Origin of the sequence: Flavobacterium palustre, from assembly GCF_014639535.1 — a bacterium.
Taxonomy (GTDB): domain Bacteria; phylum Bacteroidota; class Bacteroidia; order Flavobacteriales; family Flavobacteriaceae; genus Flavobacterium; species Flavobacterium palustre.
The window spans coordinates 280,742-298,695 of record NZ_BMGA01000002.1 but is presented as its reverse complement, the minus strand read 5'-3'; the positions used below and the strand labels follow the sequence as shown (position 1 = coordinate 298,695).

Sequence of the window (17,954 nt, the reverse complement as noted above, 5' to 3'; positions counted from 1 at the left end):
TAAATTAATCAAATATGGAGTTTAAAAAATTATCTCTTTCCACATTATCAATTTTATTATTAGGTCTTGCTTCTTGTTCAAATGACGACACTCCAGCTGAAGAAACTTTCAATTATACCGTTCCGACAACTTATACATTCGAAAGAAACGCGGTAACTTCTGTAGATTATTCAGGACAATCCAGCCGTTTATTAATGCTTGAAGAAATGGGAAACTACTATAAGACAGCTGCAACAAACGGAACAGTTGCTGATGATGTAGTTTTATCTGAAATGTATGCCAACACGAACAACCGTTTTACTGGGGCAGGTTTAAATAGTTCTGGAAAACAATTAAAAGATAAAACGGCGGCTTCAAAAGATTATTTTTCCTTATATTTTGGAGGTGGAACCACTGCTGAACAAGTAAGTGTTCGTGAATTATTTGAAACCCAATTTGACAATGGTGAAGCTGCCAGTCAAGGAGCAACAGCTGCTGCGGGTGTAGCAGGTGTTTATTTGGATGGTACAAGTAAACGGTTATTTGCCGCTAACGGATTAGAGCCTCAACAAGTATTGTTAAAAGGAATGATGGGAGCTTGTTTTTTAGATCAAGTTGTAAATAATTATTTAAGTTTGAATAAACTGGATGAAAGCACCAATAGAGCTGACAATACTGCTAAAATTTTAGTAGCCGGTAAATCCTATACAGCAATGGAGCATACATGGGACGAAGCTTATGGCTATATTTATGGTGGTGATAATTTAACTGTTACACCAAATGTTTTCAAATTTTGGAGCAGTTATATCAATCAAGTTAATGCCGATACTGATTTTAATACACTTAAAGTTGATATTGATTTGGCTTTCCGTAAAGGTAGAGCAGCAATTGTTGCCAATGACTATAAAGTTCGTGATGTACAAATTGATGTTATAAAAGCAAAATTGGCATTGGTACCAGCAGTAAGAGCGGTGTTTTATCTTCAAGAAGGAAAAGGAAAATTAGCAACTGACAATGGTGCAAAAGCATTTCACGCTTTATCCGAAGCATACGGTTTTATTATGTCGTTAAGATATACAAATAAACCTGGTACAAATAGTCCTTATTTTACAAAAGCAGAAGTAGATACCATGTTGGCTTCTATGGTGAGTGGAACAAATGGTTTGTGGGCTATAGATTCTTTGGGAGCAAAACTAGATACCATATCAACACAAATTGCAACAAAATTTGGTTTTACCGTTGTCCAAGCAGCAACAGTAAATTAATTCAATAAAAAAAACAAAGCAAGAGAAATTAACTTCTCTTGCTTTTTGTATTTTTGCGAAAATTTTTAAGAAATGAAATGAGCATAACTGGATTGCTATGCAATCACCAACCAAGATTGCGAATTACATATTATTAAAAAAAAACAAATATTATCTACGTATGAAAAAGACCCTATTGATTTTAAGTTTTATTGCTTTAATTTTTGCTTGTTCATCTAATGGTGGAAGTGATGATACGGGAGGCGATAAATATGATAGAAAAGCACTTTTGACCAACTGGGCTGATAATATCATTATTCCAAGTTATGTAAATTATCAAGCAAAGGTACAGACATTGGTAACTAATACAGCTACTTTTGTTGCTACTCCAACTGAAGCAAATCTTCAAACCGTTAGAACTTCTTGGCTTGAAGCCTACAAGGCTTACCAATATGTTGCAATATATAATATGGGTAAAGCAGAGGAAATCAACCTCAATGTGGCTACCAATACCTATCCAACAAATACAGTCGGTATTGAATCAAATATTTCATCTGGGAGTTACAATCTGGCATTGTTGTCTCAACTTGATAAACAAGGTTTTCCAGCATTGGATTATTTGCTAAATGGTTTGAGTACAAATGATGCATCAATTGTTGGTTTTTATACTACAAATGCAAACGCTACCAATTACAAGCAGTATTTAACAGATGTTGCAGTCAAACTAAAAACAAATATTGATGCCGTTGTGTCAGATTGGAATTCAGGTTTCAGAAATAGTTATGTAGCCAACAACGGTACTTCGGTAAGCAGTTCTGTAAACAAAACAACAAATCTGTTTGTCAAAAATCTGGAAAAAGACATTCGTACGGGTAAAATAGGAATTCCTGCAGGGATTTTTTCCGGTGGCGTTAAATATCCGGAAAAAGTAGAAGGATATTATAAAAATGACATTTCTAAAGAGTTGTTGAATATATCAATTAAAGCATCGCAAGATTTTTTTAACGGAAAACATTTCAATAGCTCAACAACTGCTGCGGGACTAAAATCTTATTTAAACTTTTTGAATGCAACAAAAAACAATCAAAATTTAAGTGAAATAATAAACAATCAGTTTGCTGCTATTTATACTGTAAACAATGGACTTAACAACAGTTTTTCACAACAAATAAACACTGATAATTCAAAAATGATTGCCGTTTATGATGCTATACAGCAAAATGTAATCTACACTAAACTAGATATGATGCAAGCATTAAATATCACAATTGATTATGTAGATAGCGATGGCGATTAATACCAATTTATTTCTATAAAAAACATAAATATCCCAACATTTGAACCTATATTCAGAGTTGGGATATTTAGTATTTTAAAAAATCCTTTTCCAAATAGAGTGCAAAATGAAGATCTCAAAAAGTAAACAAAAGAATCAATTTTCGAATTTATCATATATACTATTTATTTATTTCTCATTACTGTTGGGATTGACAACCACTGCTCAAACAAAAATTTCAGGAATAATCATATCTCAAAACGGAAAAAATGTAGCTTTCGTTGAAATATACGATAAGATTTCCGGGCTTAAATATCTTTCTAATGCTAAAGGGGAGTTTTCAATAAGATTAGAGAAACCGGGCAATCATGAACTTGTTTTTCACAAAGAAAGTTACGCTGCTTTAGAAAAAACGGTTTCTACATCTGACGAAAACATTGTTATTATTTTAAATAAAATCACAAACCTTTCGGAAGTGGTTATCCGTAAACAAAAAGAAAAGATATCTGCGCTCAATAAGTTGAAAGACATTGAAGAGACTGCTATTTATGCCGGAAAGAAAACTGAAGTAATTACATTAAACAAACTAACGGCAAACAAGGCAACTAATAATACTCGTCAGATATTTGCTCAAGTGACAGGATTAACCATCAACGAAAGTTCCGATGGTGGTTTGCAATTAAGCATTGGCGGACGTGGACTGGATCCAAATAGAACCTCAAATTTTAATACCCGTCAAAACAGTTATGACATAAGTGCCGATGTTTTAGGTTATCCCGAAAGCTATTATGCAACACCTACAGAAGCACTTGAAGAAATTCAGGTAGTTCGCGGTGCAGCATCATTGCAATACGGAACCCAATTTGGAGGATTGGTCAATTTTAAATTAAAAACACCTAGCAAAAAACCATTTGAGTTTGCAACAAGAAATACCATTGGGTCTTATGGTTTATTTACCAATTTCACTTCATTAAGTGGAACAAAAGACAAATTCAGTTATTACACTTTTTATAATCACAAACAAGGAAATGGTTTTAGACCGAATTCTGAATTTGAAAGCAAAAACTATTTTGGGAATCTAAATTATCAGTTTAACGATAAAACTTCATTGCATTTTGACTATACTTATTTTAATTATTTAGCTCAGCAAGCTGGCGGATTGACTGATGTCATGTTTAACCAAAACCCAACACAAAGCAATAGAACCCGAAATTGGTTTGCAGTAAATTGGAATCTATTTGCTTTGCGATTAAAACATAAATTTGATACTAATACCGATTTTTCATTGCAATTATTTGGGTTAGACGCGAGCAGAAAAGCAGTTGGATATCGCTCAAATAGAGTTTCAAATCCTGATATATTAGGAACGGAAAGAGATTTACTAATAGGCAAATTTGTCAATTGGGGTTCTGAAGCACGATTTTTAAAACGATACAAAATAAAAGACCATACTAGTGCTTTTTTAATTGGAGCCAAATATTATCAATCTAAAAATTCAGGAATCCAAGGTCCGGGAAGTTCGGGTAGTGATGCTAATTTTAATATTGCTGATGCCGAATTCCCTTTTTATCAAAATCAATCTAATTATACATATCCAAACCTAAATGTAGCTGTTTTTGGAGAAAATATATTTAAAATAACATCTAATTTTTCGATAACCCCGGGGTTCAGATTTGAAAAAATTAAAACACAGGCAGAAGGTTCTTATCGAAAAATAAATCTGGATTTAGCCGGAAATGTGATTTTAGACGAAACTAAATTTGAGAATAATATAAAAGACAGAAACTTTGTTTTACTAGGAATTGGATTAAGTTATAAGCCACAAAACAGAATTGAATTTTATGGGAATGTTTCACAAAATTATCGCTCGGTAACTTTTAATGATATCCGAACCGTAAGCCCAAGTCAGGTTATAGATGAAAACATTACGGACGAAAAAGGCTACACATCAGATATTGGAATTCGTGGGCAAATAGACGACAACGTAACTTTTGATGCTAGTATTTACGGATTGTATTATGATGATAAAATTGGTGAATATGAAACTAGAAATCCTAATGGCTCGGCAGCAATTGTAAGATTCCGGGATAATATAGGAACAGCGGTAACATATGGTTTTGAAACGATGTTCGATTGGAGTTTAAATAAAACATTTTTCAAACAAAATGACAACTTTGTTTGGAATGTATTCTCCAATATTGCCATTACAGATTCTGAATATTTAAAGTCGGATGCACCAAATATTGAAGGTAACAAAGTGGAGTTTGTTCCGCTTTACAACATAAAAACAGGAACAGGAATTGGATATAAAAATTTTATTTCGAGTTTGCAATTTACTTATGTTTCTTCTCAATTTACAGAGGCAAACAATAGTAAAACTGATGCAAATGATAACACCTATGGGATTTTTGGCCAAATTCCAGCCTATTATGTAGCTGACTTTTCTACTTCTTATAAATGGAAAAACTGGAAGCTTGAAGCTGGAATTACTAATTTCACAAACAATAGTTATTTTACAAGAAGAGCCACTGGATATCCGGGACCAGGAATCATCCCGTCTGATACTAGAACTTTTTATACTACACTTGAGTTTGTTTTCTAGGTTCTCGGCTTAAATAGTTGTTAAATTTAAGTAACTCACATTTTTTTACGAAAATTTATAATCCTCTTAATAATTCATGGATTATATAGTTTCACTTCCTAACTCTACGTACTTTTACAATTACTATAATACTTATAAATAATGACGTTTCCATTGAAAATGTAACCAAAATGTTGGGGGAATACTAAATATTAAAAGCACTAAATATCACTATAAAAATTTGATAATGAATATAAAAAAAACATAAAGTGACTAAATAATTTAATTTTTATGAAGCCAAAATACATTTTAGAAAATTACGATAGAATACTTAAAGAAATCAAAAATCCAAAGATTATTTTCAGTAACGATTTAATACCTTTTCTAGAAAATTTTGCTTCTAAAAGCTTCTTTATTTACCAGGTAGATTTTATCAAAGAGGATAGCAATACAAAATACATTATCAAAAAACCAATACACAATCTACATCCAAAAGCTTCAAAGCTAAATTTCAATGAGGTTGATGTTGCTAAAGAATTTAAACCATTTATTCCAAAAATACTAGATAAGTTAAACATTCCGGAAAATCAAATCTGTTTACGTTGCTGTTCCAAAAATGAGAATACTTTATATATTTTGCAAGAATGCGAAATCGAAGATTTATCACAAGAAAAACGCTTCTTTCTGTATTGTTATCATTCACTCAAAAATGAAAACCAGAAAATCAAGAAAATAAATAAAGAACGTGTTTTTAAATTAAAATCAAGAGAACGGATTGAACAATACATTCATCGAAAGCAATATGCGCTTGAGAATTTAGCCCATCGATTAGTAAAGGAAATAAATCCCGTAAATTCATCAGATCTTTATCAATTTTCCAAGAACTATGATAAAATTGATTGTCTTAAAATCACCTATATCTATCTTGAAAAATTACTTCGCTTTATTGAAAAAGAATACCGTAATTATCTCAATGTAAATATTAAAATCCCATATAGATCAACTTTTATAAAAGAATTTGAAATCACGAAGAAACTCAAAAAAGTCAAATCTCAATTATTAAGAAGTAACATCAACGACCAATTATTGAAATTAGTAAACGAACCGTTATTAAAAATTGCTACAATAAATATTCAGGAAAAATTGACTTATTATGAATTCAATTATTGTTCCGAATTTATAATGGCATTTTACAAACAAATTAATTTTGCAGATATGTCTGAAGAAACAATTAAAGAGTTCCTTTTCGATTTAAACTTCAATTCATTACAGTTTTTTAAATACTTAACTTTTGAAATTTTGCAAGAATTAGAAATGCAAGAAAACAATATCCAAAAAATAGATGTTCTATACCAGTTTCTCAAAAATTACAATCAAAAGCAAAGTAGAAACTACATAAAATATAAAACTAACTTACCTTCATTAAAAGAACAAATTACCAGTTGGATTGAAGAGGAAATTGATTATTTAACCAAGAAAATTAAACTCGAAGCCAATCAAATTACAAATATCTCAAATAATGAAGAGAAGATAAAACTTTTAACAGGTTTATCGGTTGCGCAATTAAGTTGTTTTTTTGGATTATTGATGGAAACAGGAATCATAAAACACAAAAATCAAACAGATGTTTTTAGATTTATTTCTGAAAATTTCAAAACAAGTAACACCGAAAAAATTTCTGTTGATAGTATAAAAGTGAAATATTATAATGTAGAAAATACTACTAAAAATGCAATTCGAGAAAAAATAATCGAGTTACTTGGGCTCACGAAGTTCTAAAACTTCACGCATCATTCGCCAGCCGAAACCAACCATTCCTAGTAATATTTCATCTTCAATTAGTAGTAACGATTTGAGATTTGAAATTTTATGGAATTCCATAAATAATTGCAATTCGGGGCTAATTACAGTTTCATTTTTCATAATACTATCTTTTTAAGACATACGAAAAAAGCCCATTTTGGTATTGGTACAAACAACAGCGTGGGACATCGATCACCAGCCAAAGAGGTACGACCAAGCACCTACAGCTCCGATAAACCGAGCCCACGCATAGCGAGGGCGAACAGTTTATTTGTAGAGCTGATTTTGAAATTTTGGTCGTTTTCTTTGGCTCGAAATAACTTTCGCAAATATATTTTATAGCGGTAAAAATGCTATTTTGTATTCAATGGGCAAATTTAGTAATAATTGTATTAAAATAGTAACCTGAAACACATAAATAAAAACTTTTTTAATGTGATTGCCCTATTTTGTTGGAGTTTGTTAGCGGTTACGTAACCCCTGTAACTGTTTTGGTATTACTTTATTATTTCTCTTTGTCCTAAATATTTAAAACCACAACATTATGGCTATCGAAGTAATTACTCGCGAAGATTTAAACGAATTCCGTACACTTCTTCTTTCTGATTTAAAAGAAATTTTTCAGTCCCAACCTCAACAAGCAAAACAATGGCTTAAATCTAATGAAGTCAGAGAGCTGTTAAACATTTCTCCGGGAACTTTACAAAACCTTAGAATAAACGGAACTATTACTTACACTAAAATTGGCGGCATCCTATATTATTCAAGTGCCGATTTAGAAAAACTATTAGAATCAAATAAAGTCGAAGCATCAGTAACTTTATTCAATCCAAAATGGTTAGTGAGATAAATTAAAAAATCATTCTTTTTTCAGGTATTTGATAGCAAGAGAAGGACCGTCAGTGCTGTCAGTTAATTTAAAAATCCGTGCTAATCTGTTTAATCAGCGTCATCCGTGTGCTAATATTTTGCAAGTGAAACGCACAAAATAAAAACTATGAATTATATAAAGCATCTCACTGGTTTCTTCGAGAAAGTGGCAACCGACAAAGCGCTCAATCCAACACACGTCAGTTTGTATATGTCCTTATTCCAGTTCTGGAATTGCAATCGATTCAAAAATCCAATAAGTATATCGCGTGATGAGGTAATGCGGATAAGCAAAATCAGTTCTAAAGCGACCTATCATAAATGCCTTAAAAATTTACATTCTCTAGGTTATATAAATTATGAGCCATCTTATAATCCATTCAAAGGGAGCCATGTTTACCTATTCAATTTTTCTGATGATTTAAAACCAATTCCTAAAAATGAAAAAATAACTATACCAAAAAACGAACCTGTTTTTGAACTAGTTAATGAACAAGTATTAAACAAGCTTTATACTAGTAGCGGTACAAGTGATAAGACTAGTAATGAACAAGCTCTAGTATCTTATATAAACAATACAAACATACCAAACATTTCAAACGATTTAAAGATTGTAAACTTGGACGAGCAAGCAAAAAAAAATGAAAATGATGATGGCTTTTTAAAAATTGTTAGTACTGAAAAAAAAGAAAAAAGTTCCGCCAAAAAAGAAAAAGATGAAATTGAAAATTCCAATTTGTCATCCCGAGCGCGTCATCTCGAGCTTAGTCGAGAGACGAGGGAACTCAATCCAAAAATTGAAAATGTCAAAGCTTATTTTCTCAATCAGAACTTCCCGGAACTTGAAGCTATTAAATTTTTCAATTACTTCTCCAGTAATGGATGGTTAGTCGGTGGAAAAACTCCGATGGTCGATTGGCAAGCCGCAGCACAAAATTGGATATTAAACGCACCTAAATTCATTTCAAATGAACCACAATCCAACAGAGCAAAACACCTCAACACAGGAACAGACAAAGACTATTCAGAGCCATTATAGCTACACTGAAATAATCGTTTGGTTAGAGAAAAAAGGAGTTGAATTATACGGAAATCATTTCAAAATCCTTGAAAGCGATTATCCCATAATTTATAAACTCATTGCTTATTTCCTCAAAGATGAAGCAACTTGTTTTCAATACAATATCAACCTCAACAAAGGAATTTTACTTTCTGGCCCAGTCGGCTGTGGTAAAACCTCATTAATGAATTTAATGAAACACTTAACGGCAACAGAGCATAAATTCTTTGTTAAACCGTGTCGGGACATCAGTTTTGAATTTATCCAGGACGGCTACCAAATCATTCACAAATACAGTAAGGGAAAACTATATGAATCAGAACCAAAAACTATATGTTTCGACGATTTAGGAACAGAAAACAATTTGAAATATTACGGAAACGAATGCAACGTAATGGCAGAAATTCTATTAAGCCGGTATGATATTTTTACTGCTAAAAAAATCCAAACGCATATCACGACTAATCTTTCTGCAAGTGAAATAGAGAATGTTTATGGGAATAGAGTACGTTCACGATTACGTGAAATGATTAATCTTATTGCATTTGATAAAACGATCCTTGATAAACGCTAACTAACCGAAAACGTGCTTAAATTCTCTTATCTAGTCAGAAATTAAGCAAAGGAAAAATAAAAAAAATGAATCAAATAAATAATTTCTGGAACCACTTCAAACAAAATAATTTCGTTTTTCTACTACTAAACGAAATTCCAAAAGACGAGCTAAAAATACATTTCGATAAATTAATTTCAGTGCTACATCTTTACAATAAAGATCTCAATCTAATCATAAAAAATAAAAACGATGTAGCTGAACTAATCATTACGGCCAATGGAAATCCTTATCTTTTCAAAGATGTAGAACTGCTGGTTCATCACGCTCCAGTTGTAGAGCGTTGGAGAATAACTGCTTTCCTCCAGCCAGAACAAAACATTATTAAATACCAAAACGGTACAGATAAACCATTTGAATACAATGGTATCAACTTAAAAATGAGCGAGATGTATTTTCAACCAATCCAAAATATAGAAAAACCAACCGATTTAGGCATTAAAGTATATCTCAAAAACTACATAATCCATAAAGACAATCCAAAACTTCGAGAAGTAGTTTATATGCATATTGAACATTTAATTGGAGAAAAATCATTTGCCAATGACATTACTTTTATTGAGATTGGACAATTAACTTGCAAGATGAATGATATTGAATTATTAAACTTGTATAATTTAGCTGATTATATAAATATTTTCAAAGAACAAAAATAATTTGATTGCTAAAAATTGATAATAGACATTCTTGATTTGAAGAATAAGTTAATTGAAAACAATATCTTCATTAATAATTTATTCTGTAAATTTCCGCTTTATATAATTCAACCTTTTGAAAGTGTTAATTTGTTGAATTTGCTATTAATTTTCACAATCTATGAATAATAAATATGATTTTTATATCGACGAAAGTTGTCATTTAGAAAATGATAAAATTCCGGTTATGTGCATTGGCTACATCAAAGTACCAATGACCGATTATGCTGAATTACAAAAAGAATTCAATCAAATACTGGCAAAGCACAATCAAAAATCAGAGTTAAAATGGAATAAATTTTCAAATGCAAGAACCGCATTATACAAAGAATTAGTTGATTATTTCTTTCGATCATCATTACAATTTCGTTGTGTTTTAATCAAATACAAAGAGCGTCTAAATCATACCGATTTTAACCAAGGCTCACACGATAATTTCTATTATAAAATGACCTATTATTTATTGCGCCCAAATAATAGCAATGGGGATGAATACAGGGTTTTTATAGATATTCAAAATACGCGTGGTAGAGAAAAGTTAAGAAAAATCAACGAAGTTTTTGAGAATGAATACAAAGGCAAAAGCCCATTCAAACAATTCCAACATTTACATTCTCACGATAATAATTTCTTTCAATTAGCCGATTTCTTTATTGGGGCGATTACTTATAAAACAAGAGTAGTAATTAAAAATATAGAGAATCCAACTCCAAACAAAATGGATTTCATTCAATATTTAGAAACTAAATCTGGTTTTAACCTCGAAGAAGGAACAGAACCTTGGGAAACAAAGTTCAATATTTTTGATCACCAGCCTAAAATAAAACTATAATGGATTTATTTAATTTGGATGATCATATACCTAATTTAGGGATTGATCCATCAGCTGAACATTTGGAAGAACTATTTCAATTATTCAAAGCCGATTTTCTGGATAATGAATTTTATTTAGACGGTTGTAAAGTATTTATAGATGTTAGGTACTCAAAAGAAAAGGGGTATGAAAAATACCCACACACTTTTGTAAAAATCATTACAAGAGGTCCAAAAGGCAAAAGATGCTTTGATAAAAAAAGAGCTAACAAAATTCATTGGATTAAGCCAATACTTGAAAATAAAGATACCGAGGATGTTACTTGTTTTCAGTTTTTAGAAGCTGATGGAAAAATAAGAGATTATTTTTGGTTTAAAGAAGGATTTTTTTTAGTTGTTATGGAGAAAATAAGACCGGACTATATAATAGTTTCTTGCTTTCATATTGATGATGACAGAAACCAAAAATACTACGAAGACAAATATACAAAGAGGGTAAAATAAAAATGCCACAACTAAGGTGTTGTGGCCGACCAGATCCTTTTCCCTAGGGAAATGACTTGGCAAATTTACGCCATCTTAAATCAAAAAACAAATTTTCTATCAAAAACCTTGATTCACTACTATTTTCTGTAATATTTCTATAAATTTTATAGTAATAAAGATACCTAAACTAATAAAGATGGCTTATATCACCCTAATCGTTTTATTTAGTAAACTTTTTAAGAAAAAACCTAACGAATGTACTTTTTTTAACAGCTTGTTAGTGAACAATTAATATAATTTGATTAATTTTGATTCAAATTGAACTGGAAATGAAAAAGTTTCACATTATAGTAATTGTATTATTTGGTTTCTTATTGATGCCAAGTAATTCTTTTGCCTGTGAAATGAATTCATCTAAACATTCTTCTACAAAAGAAACATCCTCAAAAATGGAAAAAGATGATTGTTGCAAAAACGACAATCATTCCAAAACCAATAACCAAGATGGTTGCGGAGGAAAGTGCAAGCATTCTAAATGCAGTTGCGCTACTTCTTGCAACAGTTCAACTGTTGCTATAAATGAATCGAAATTTAATAACAATCTTTTTAATTTCGCTTCTGAAAAACAAAAATTTTACAACTACGAAACCTCTATTTCTTCTGGTTTCAATTCTTTATGGCTTATACCAAAAATAAGCTAAATCCCAAAGCTGATAGCCATAATTCTGTCTAATTGACAACTCTTATAGGCATTCAAATCATTTATTTTTTCGGTTAATTTCAATTTCAAAAAGATGGCTTTGCTATGTTTCATTTTGTTATTGATTAACTAATTTCCAAAATAGTTACATTCAATGAACTCATTAAAAAAATAATGATGGCATAACTACGACTTGATGTCGAAAAGAAATGAATCTATTGCGAGCAGTTTTCGATAAGAAAACGCAGTTAAAATCCTTACTATAGCTCACAAATATTGAGTTGTGGTAAAACAATCGAAACAAGAAAATAATACTAAAAAACAATTTAAATATTAAAAAGATGAAAACAATAATTACAGTAGTAGCCTTAGCAATAACAATTATTTCCTGCACTCAAAAAAACAAACAAGAAGGAACGTCCAAAACAGAATCAGCAACCAAAGTTGCTGCGCAATCCGCCTTCTCAATTGATATTATTGTGAAAAATTATTTGGCAATTAAAAATTCATTGGCAAATGATGATTCTGATGCTGCGGCTGATGCCGGAAAAGCATTGTCAGAGACGATGGCAAAAACTGATATGAAAAAGGTTTCTGCCGACCAGATGGAAGCTTATATGAGTATTACGGATGATGCAAAAGAACACGCAGACCATATAGGTTCAAATGGTGGAAAGATTGAACACCAAAGAGAACACTTTATAACTTTAAGTAAGGATATGAATGACTTAATTCAATTATTTGGAACCAATCAAAAACTTTATCTGGATTTTTGCCCAATGGCAGATGACAACAAAGGTGCAGTTTGGATAAGCGAAACCAAAGAAATTACAAACCCCTATTTTGGAAAAGATATGGCTACTTGCGGTTCTATAAAAAAAGAATTCTAGAATGAAAATTAGCATCAAAAAAATACTTTTTATTGGGTCAATTATTTTTTTGTTGATGCAGTTGTATCAACCTGCTCGAAATATTGGTTTTGAGCAGGATATAACTGGCAATTTCACAAAAGTATATGATATACCTAAAAATGTAGAAACCATATTCCGCACCTCTTGCTACGATTGCCATAGTAATAACACTAATTATCCTTGGTATTCTTACATTCAACCCGCTCGTTTTTTTATGGATAGTCATATTGCAGCAGGGAAAGAAAATTTGAATTTTAATGAATGGGGAAATTATAGTAGCCGTAAGCAAAATAATAAATTAGATAGAATTGCAAAACAAATTAAGTCTAACGAAATGCCTTTGAGTTCCTATACTTTAATTCATAAAAATGCAATCCTTACAGCCACTCAAAAAAAAGAAGTATTGGATTGGATAAATAAAATAGAAGATAGTATTTCATTACAAAATTAAAAATAATGGTAAAAAAATTAATAACATTCTCACTAAAAAATAGATTTGTTGTCCTACTTATTTCAGCCTGTTTATTTGGTTGGGGTATCTATAGTGTACAACAGAATCCTATTGATGCCATTCCAGATCTATCAGAAAACCAAGTTATTGTTTTTACAGAATGGATGGGTAGAAGCCCACAAGTTATAGAGTCCCAAGTAACCTATCCTTTGGTTTCTAATCTTCAAGGAATTCCTAAAGTAAAAAACATTCGGGGGGCATCTATGTTTGGAATGAGCTTCGTGTATATTGTTTTTGAGGATGATGTCGATATATATTGGGCAAGAACCCGGGTTTTAGAAAGACTAAATTATGCACAACGATTATTACCACAAAACGTAGTTCCAACATTAGGACCAGATGGTACAGGTGTGGGTCACGTTTTTTGGTATCATTTAGATGCTAATGGTATGGATTTGGGAGAGCAAAGAGCCTTGCAGGATTGGTACGTGAAATTCGCCTTACAAACCGTTCCTGGCGTTGCCGAAGTAGCTTCATTTGGAGGTTTTGAAAAACAATATCAATTAGTATTAGACCCTTTAAAAATGCAGTACTACAACGTGAGTATGATGGAAGTGATGAATGCCGTCAAAACAAATAATAATGATGTTGGTGGACGAAAATTTGAAATGAGTAATATGTCTTATATAGTTAGGGGCTTGGGCTATATCAAAAACATAAAAGATGTAGAAGACATTGCCATTAAAAACTATAATTCCGTTCCGGTAAAAGTTAAAGATATTGGTTCAATACAAATGGGTGGCGATTTGAGACTAGGTATTTTTGATGAAAATGGCAATGGTGAAGTAGTTGGCGGAATTGTAGTAATGCGTTATGGCGAAAATGCTGATAAAGTAATTACTGCAGTAAAAGAGAAAATGAAAGAAGTCGAAAAAGGATTACCTGAAGGTGTTACTTTCAAAACATCTTATGACAGAAGTGAATTGATTGAAAAAGCAATAGAATCAGTTAAAGGCACTTTAATCGAGGAAATGATTGCCGTTTCTATCATTGTGTTACTTTTTCTTTTTCATTGGCGAAGTGCTTTAATTATACTCATTCAGTTACCTATATCGGTGTCTATCGGCTTTATTTTACTCGAAGCATTTGGCATTTCTTCTAATATTATGTCATTAACGGGTATTGCTCTGGCAATTGGTGTTGTCGTTGATGATGGTATCGTAATGGTGGAGAATGCCTACAGGACAATTTCGGAGAAACAGGAAGAAATGGATAATAATCAGTAATTGGAAATAAGATGAAAAATAAAATCAAAAATATATTCAAAAAAGAAAACGATCCACTATCTCCAGAAGATAAGTTGAAGCTTATAGAAAGCTCTTCCAAATTAGTAGGCCCTGGTGTTTTCTACTCAACAATAATTGTAATTACATCCTTTTTACCTGTATTTCTTCTCACGGGAATGGAAGGCAAGTTATTCGGCCCACTAGCTTGGACGAAATCGTTTATACTGATAGTTGATGCTTTTTTAGCCATTACACTCACACCTGTGCTAATTAGTTTTTTACTAAAAGGAAAACTTCGCCCAGAAGACAAAAATCCAATTAACAAAAAATTGGAAAGCATTTATACACCCATTTTAGTTTTTTGTTTAAAATGGAGAAAAACGGTTTTAGGTATCAACATCATTGCATTGCTGATTGGCGTATTGATGTTTACTCGTTTAGGTTCAGAATTTATGCCTCCTTTAGATGAAGGATCTGTACTGTTTATGCCAGTCACTTTGCCTGATGTATCCAACTCCGAAGTAAAGAGAATCCTTCAAGTTCAGGACAAATTGATAAAATCAATTCCCGAAGTGGCTCACGTGTTGGGAAAAGCAGGGAGGGCAAATACAGCAACCGATAATAGTCCAATAAGTATGGTTGAAACAATTATTTTGCTAAAACCTCAAGCAGAATGGAGAGAAGACAAAACTAAGAATGATATTATCACGGAAATAAACAACAAATTGCAAATCCCTGGTGTAACTAATGGTTTTACGCAACCTATCATCAACCGTATCAATATGCTCTCAACTGGAATCAGAACTGATGTGGGAATAAAAATCTACGGAGCAAGTTTAGATACAATCAATGTTTTGGCTCAAAAAATTAAAAAAACTTTGGAAGGAACTTCTGGAGTTAAAGATTTGTATGCTGAACCAATAACAGGCGGAAAATATATTGATATTGAAGCAAAAAGAGATGTTATTGGCAGATACGGACTAACCATAGATGATATAAATAACGTGGTCGAAGCATCTATTGGAGGGATGAAACTAACCACGACTATCGAGGGAAGACAACGTTTTTCTGTAAATGCAAGATATGCACAAGAATACAGAAATAGCCTTGAAGCCTTAAAAAAACTGCAAGTGCAAACGATGCAGTTTGGCCCCATTCCTTTGGAAACAGTTGCCGACGTGAAAATAAGTGATGGTCCTCCGATGATAAACAGCGAAAACGCAATGCTGCGAGGCACTGTGTTGTTCAACGTTCGGGAACGTGATTTAGGAAGCACTGTAAAAGAGGCGCAAAAGAAACTCAATGCAATGATTACTATAATGCCAAAAGGATATTATGTAGAATGGAGTGGACAATGGGAAAATCAAATTCGAGCCAACAAAACATTAAGTTTAATACTGCCTATTGTTGTGGTCATTATATTTCTTGTTTTATATTTTACTTACCATTCAATGAAAGAGGCATTAATCACGATGATTACAGTACCCTTTGCTCTAATTGGAGGAATATTTATGGTTTATTTTTATGGAATTAATTTATCCGTTGCTGTTGCCGTTGGATTTATTGCTCTGTTTGGAATGGCAATCGAAACGGCGATGTTAATGACTATCTATTTGAATGAATCAATGAATAAAATGGTAGAAAAGTACGGAAATAGTAAGGAAACCATAACTGAAGAAATATTGAAACAATATATCATTGATGGTTCTGCCAAAAGGTTAAGACCAAAATTGATGACGGTTTCGGTTTCCTTATTTGGATTAATTCCTATTCTTTGGGCAACAGGAACAGGATCCGATATAATGCTTCCCATTACTGTCCCACTAATTGGAGGCACTATTACTTCCACGATTTATGTATTATTAGTAACACCGATTGTTTTTGAGATGGTAAAACTTCGAGAATTAAGAACAAAAGGTAAAATAGACCTTATAGATGTTAAAGAATAAATTTTATATAGCCATAAGTTGTTTGATTTTAAGTACTACTATAGCCGCTCAAACACTTTCGTTGGATGCTGTTTTGAATACAATCAAAACAAATAATCCACAATTAAAAATGTATGATACCGATATTCAAAGTATGGATGCTTTAGCCAAAGGAGCCAGAAGTTGGATGCCGCCACAAGTAGAAGCAGGTTTCTTTATGACTCCTTACAATAGTAAAATGTGGAAAGCCAATGAAATGAGTCCAGGTATGGGAAATTATATGTTGGGTGTAACCCAAATGATACCCAATGCTTCTAAGCTAAATGCAAATGAAAATTTGATGAAAGCAATGTCATCAGTCGAAAATGAAAATAAAAATTTCTCGCTGAATCAATTAAATGCGTTAGCCAAAACCTATTATTATGAATGGATAATCATTAAGAAAAAGACAAAAATAGCCCAAGATAATCTCTTACTTTTAGATTATATGATTAAAAGCATGGAAATACGCTATCAGTATAATATGGATAAATTACCATCGTATTATAAGGCTAAATCTCAATATGCTACACTGCAACGTATGATTGTTATGTTGGAAAATGATGTCTCGCAGCGTAAATACATGCTCAATACTTTAATGGCACGCGATAAAAAAGAAGATTTAGAAATTGATTCCAATTACGAGATTAAGGATTTTAATCTCTTTGAAACAGATTTATCCTCTTATATCAATAACCGTAGTGATATAAAAGCCATCGACAAAACTAAGACCATTAACAAATTGAAAATCGAAGTTCAAAGAGCCGAAACAAAACCGGAATTTGGAGTAAAATACGATCACATGTTTGCTTTTGGAAATCAGCCACAGCAATTTTCATTAATGGGAATGATTACCATTCCTATGCCTTGGTCAACCAAAATGAATAAAGCAAATATGGAAAGTTATCGCATTAAAAACGAAAGTTTGGAATGGCAAAAACAAATGATTGCTAATGAAGCCAACGGAATGATAAAAGGAATGAATGCTGAATTTTTGAATTTAAAAAAACAATACCAAATTACTCATGACAATATTATTCCTGCTTTAAAGCGAAACTATGATACGGCAATTTTAGCTTGGCAAAACAACACTGGAGATTTATTCGTGGCTTTAGATGCTTGGGAAGCCTTGAACATGACTCAAATAGAAGCGTTAGACAAATTAAAATCAATTTTAGTCACACAAGTAGAAATTGAAAAACAACTTGAAACCAAATAA

At 32.0% G+C, this 17,954-nt stretch carries 17 protein-coding genes; 16 read left to right on the top strand and 1 reads right to left on the bottom strand.

Annotation, left to right across the window (positions count from 1 at the left end; translation table 11 throughout):
- Positions 1–14 precede the first annotated feature (14 nt).
- The 4 genes from IEV84_RS06100 (at position 15) to IEV84_RS06085 (ending at position 6,859) form a co-directional block, all read left to right on the top strand.
- Entirely contained in the window at positions 15–1,244 is a 1,230-nt protein-coding gene (locus tag IEV84_RS06100; protein ID WP_188493408.1) for a DUF4856 domain-containing protein, read from the top strand.
- Between the two features lie 160 nt (positions 1,245–1,404).
- Positions 1,405–2,520 (top strand): imelysin family protein, encoded by a 1,116-nt coding sequence (locus IEV84_RS06095; protein WP_188493407.1) that lies wholly within the window; start codon positions 1,405–1,407, stop codon positions 2,518–2,520.
- Between the two features lie 106 nt (positions 2,521–2,626).
- Complete coding sequence (locus IEV84_RS06090; protein WP_188493406.1) at positions 2,627–5,101, top strand: TonB-dependent receptor domain-containing protein; 2,475 nt, start codon at positions 2,627–2,629, stop codon at positions 5,099–5,101.
- 270 nt (positions 5,102–5,371) lie between these two features.
- Positions 5,372–6,859, top strand: coding sequence for a hypothetical protein (locus IEV84_RS06085; protein ID WP_188493405.1), 1,488 nt, complete (start codon positions 5,372–5,374; stop codon positions 6,857–6,859).
- Here the strand turns inward: IEV84_RS06085 and IEV84_RS06080 are convergent.
- On the bottom strand, positions 6,836–7,003 hold the full coding sequence (locus IEV84_RS06080; RefSeq protein ID WP_188493404.1) for a hypothetical protein: 168 nt from the start codon (positions 7,001–7,003) through the stop codon (positions 6,836–6,838). The two genes, IEV84_RS06085 and IEV84_RS06080, sit on opposite strands and share 24 nt — an antisense overlap.
- Positions 7,004–7,427: 424 nt before the next feature.
- Here IEV84_RS06080 and IEV84_RS06075 point away from each other — a divergent pair, with 424 nt between their 5' ends.
- The 12 genes from IEV84_RS06075 to IEV84_RS06020 all read left to right on the top strand — a co-directional run bounded on the left by IEV84_RS06075 (position 7,428) and on the right by IEV84_RS06020 (position 17,954).
- Entirely contained in the window at positions 7,428–7,733 is a 306-nt protein-coding gene (locus IEV84_RS06075) for a helix-turn-helix domain-containing protein (protein WP_188493403.1), read from the top strand.
- A gap of 147 nt (positions 7,734–7,880) precedes the next feature.
- On the top strand, positions 7,881–8,792 hold the full coding sequence (locus tag IEV84_RS06070) for a transcriptional regulator (protein ID WP_188493402.1): 912 nt from the start codon (positions 7,881–7,883) through the stop codon (positions 8,790–8,792).
- Positions 8,722–9,387, top strand: coding sequence for an AAA family ATPase (locus IEV84_RS06065; protein ID WP_188493401.1), 666 nt, complete (start codon positions 8,722–8,724; stop codon positions 9,385–9,387). The genes IEV84_RS06070 and IEV84_RS06065 overlap by 71 nt, the downstream gene beginning before the upstream one ends.
- Before the next feature lie 65 nt (positions 9,388–9,452).
- Positions 9,453–10,082, top strand: coding sequence for a hypothetical protein (locus IEV84_RS06060; protein WP_188493400.1), 630 nt, complete (start codon positions 9,453–9,455; stop codon positions 10,080–10,082).
- A 160-nt stretch (positions 10,083–10,242) separates the two neighbouring features.
- A complete protein-coding gene (locus IEV84_RS06055) occupies positions 10,243–10,953 on the top strand; it encodes a DUF3800 domain-containing protein (protein WP_188493399.1) in 711 nt (236 codons plus the stop codon).
- Positions 10,953–11,438, top strand: a complete 486-nt coding sequence (locus IEV84_RS06050) for a hypothetical protein (RefSeq protein ID WP_188493398.1) — start codon at positions 10,953–10,955, stop codon at positions 11,436–11,438. Before IEV84_RS06055 ends, IEV84_RS06050 begins: the two co-directional genes overlap by 1 nt.
- Before the next feature lie 311 nt (positions 11,439–11,749).
- On the top strand, positions 11,750–12,121 hold the full coding sequence (locus IEV84_RS06045; protein ID WP_188493397.1) for a hypothetical protein: 372 nt from the start codon (positions 11,750–11,752) through the stop codon (positions 12,119–12,121).
- Positions 12,122–12,461: 340 nt separating this feature from the next.
- Positions 12,462–13,010, top strand: coding sequence for a DUF3347 domain-containing protein (locus tag IEV84_RS06040; RefSeq protein ID WP_188493396.1), 549 nt, complete (start codon positions 12,462–12,464; stop codon positions 13,008–13,010).
- Between the two features lies 1 nt (position 13,011).
- Positions 13,012–13,482, top strand: coding sequence for a heme-binding domain-containing protein (locus IEV84_RS06035; RefSeq protein WP_188493395.1), 471 nt, complete (start codon positions 13,012–13,014; stop codon positions 13,480–13,482).
- A 5-nt stretch (positions 13,483–13,487) separates the two neighbouring features.
- Complete coding sequence (locus tag IEV84_RS06030) at positions 13,488–14,768, top strand: efflux RND transporter permease subunit (RefSeq protein WP_188493394.1); 1,281 nt, start codon at positions 13,488–13,490, stop codon at positions 14,766–14,768.
- A gap of 74 nt (positions 14,769–14,842) precedes the next feature.
- Complete coding sequence (locus IEV84_RS06025) at positions 14,843–16,717, top strand: efflux RND transporter permease subunit (protein ID WP_229732625.1); 1,875 nt, start codon at positions 14,843–14,845, stop codon at positions 16,715–16,717.
- A complete protein-coding gene (locus IEV84_RS06020) occupies positions 16,704–17,954 on the top strand; it encodes a TolC family protein (RefSeq protein ID WP_188493392.1) in 1,251 nt (416 codons plus the stop codon). Before IEV84_RS06025 ends, IEV84_RS06020 begins: the two co-directional genes overlap by 14 nt.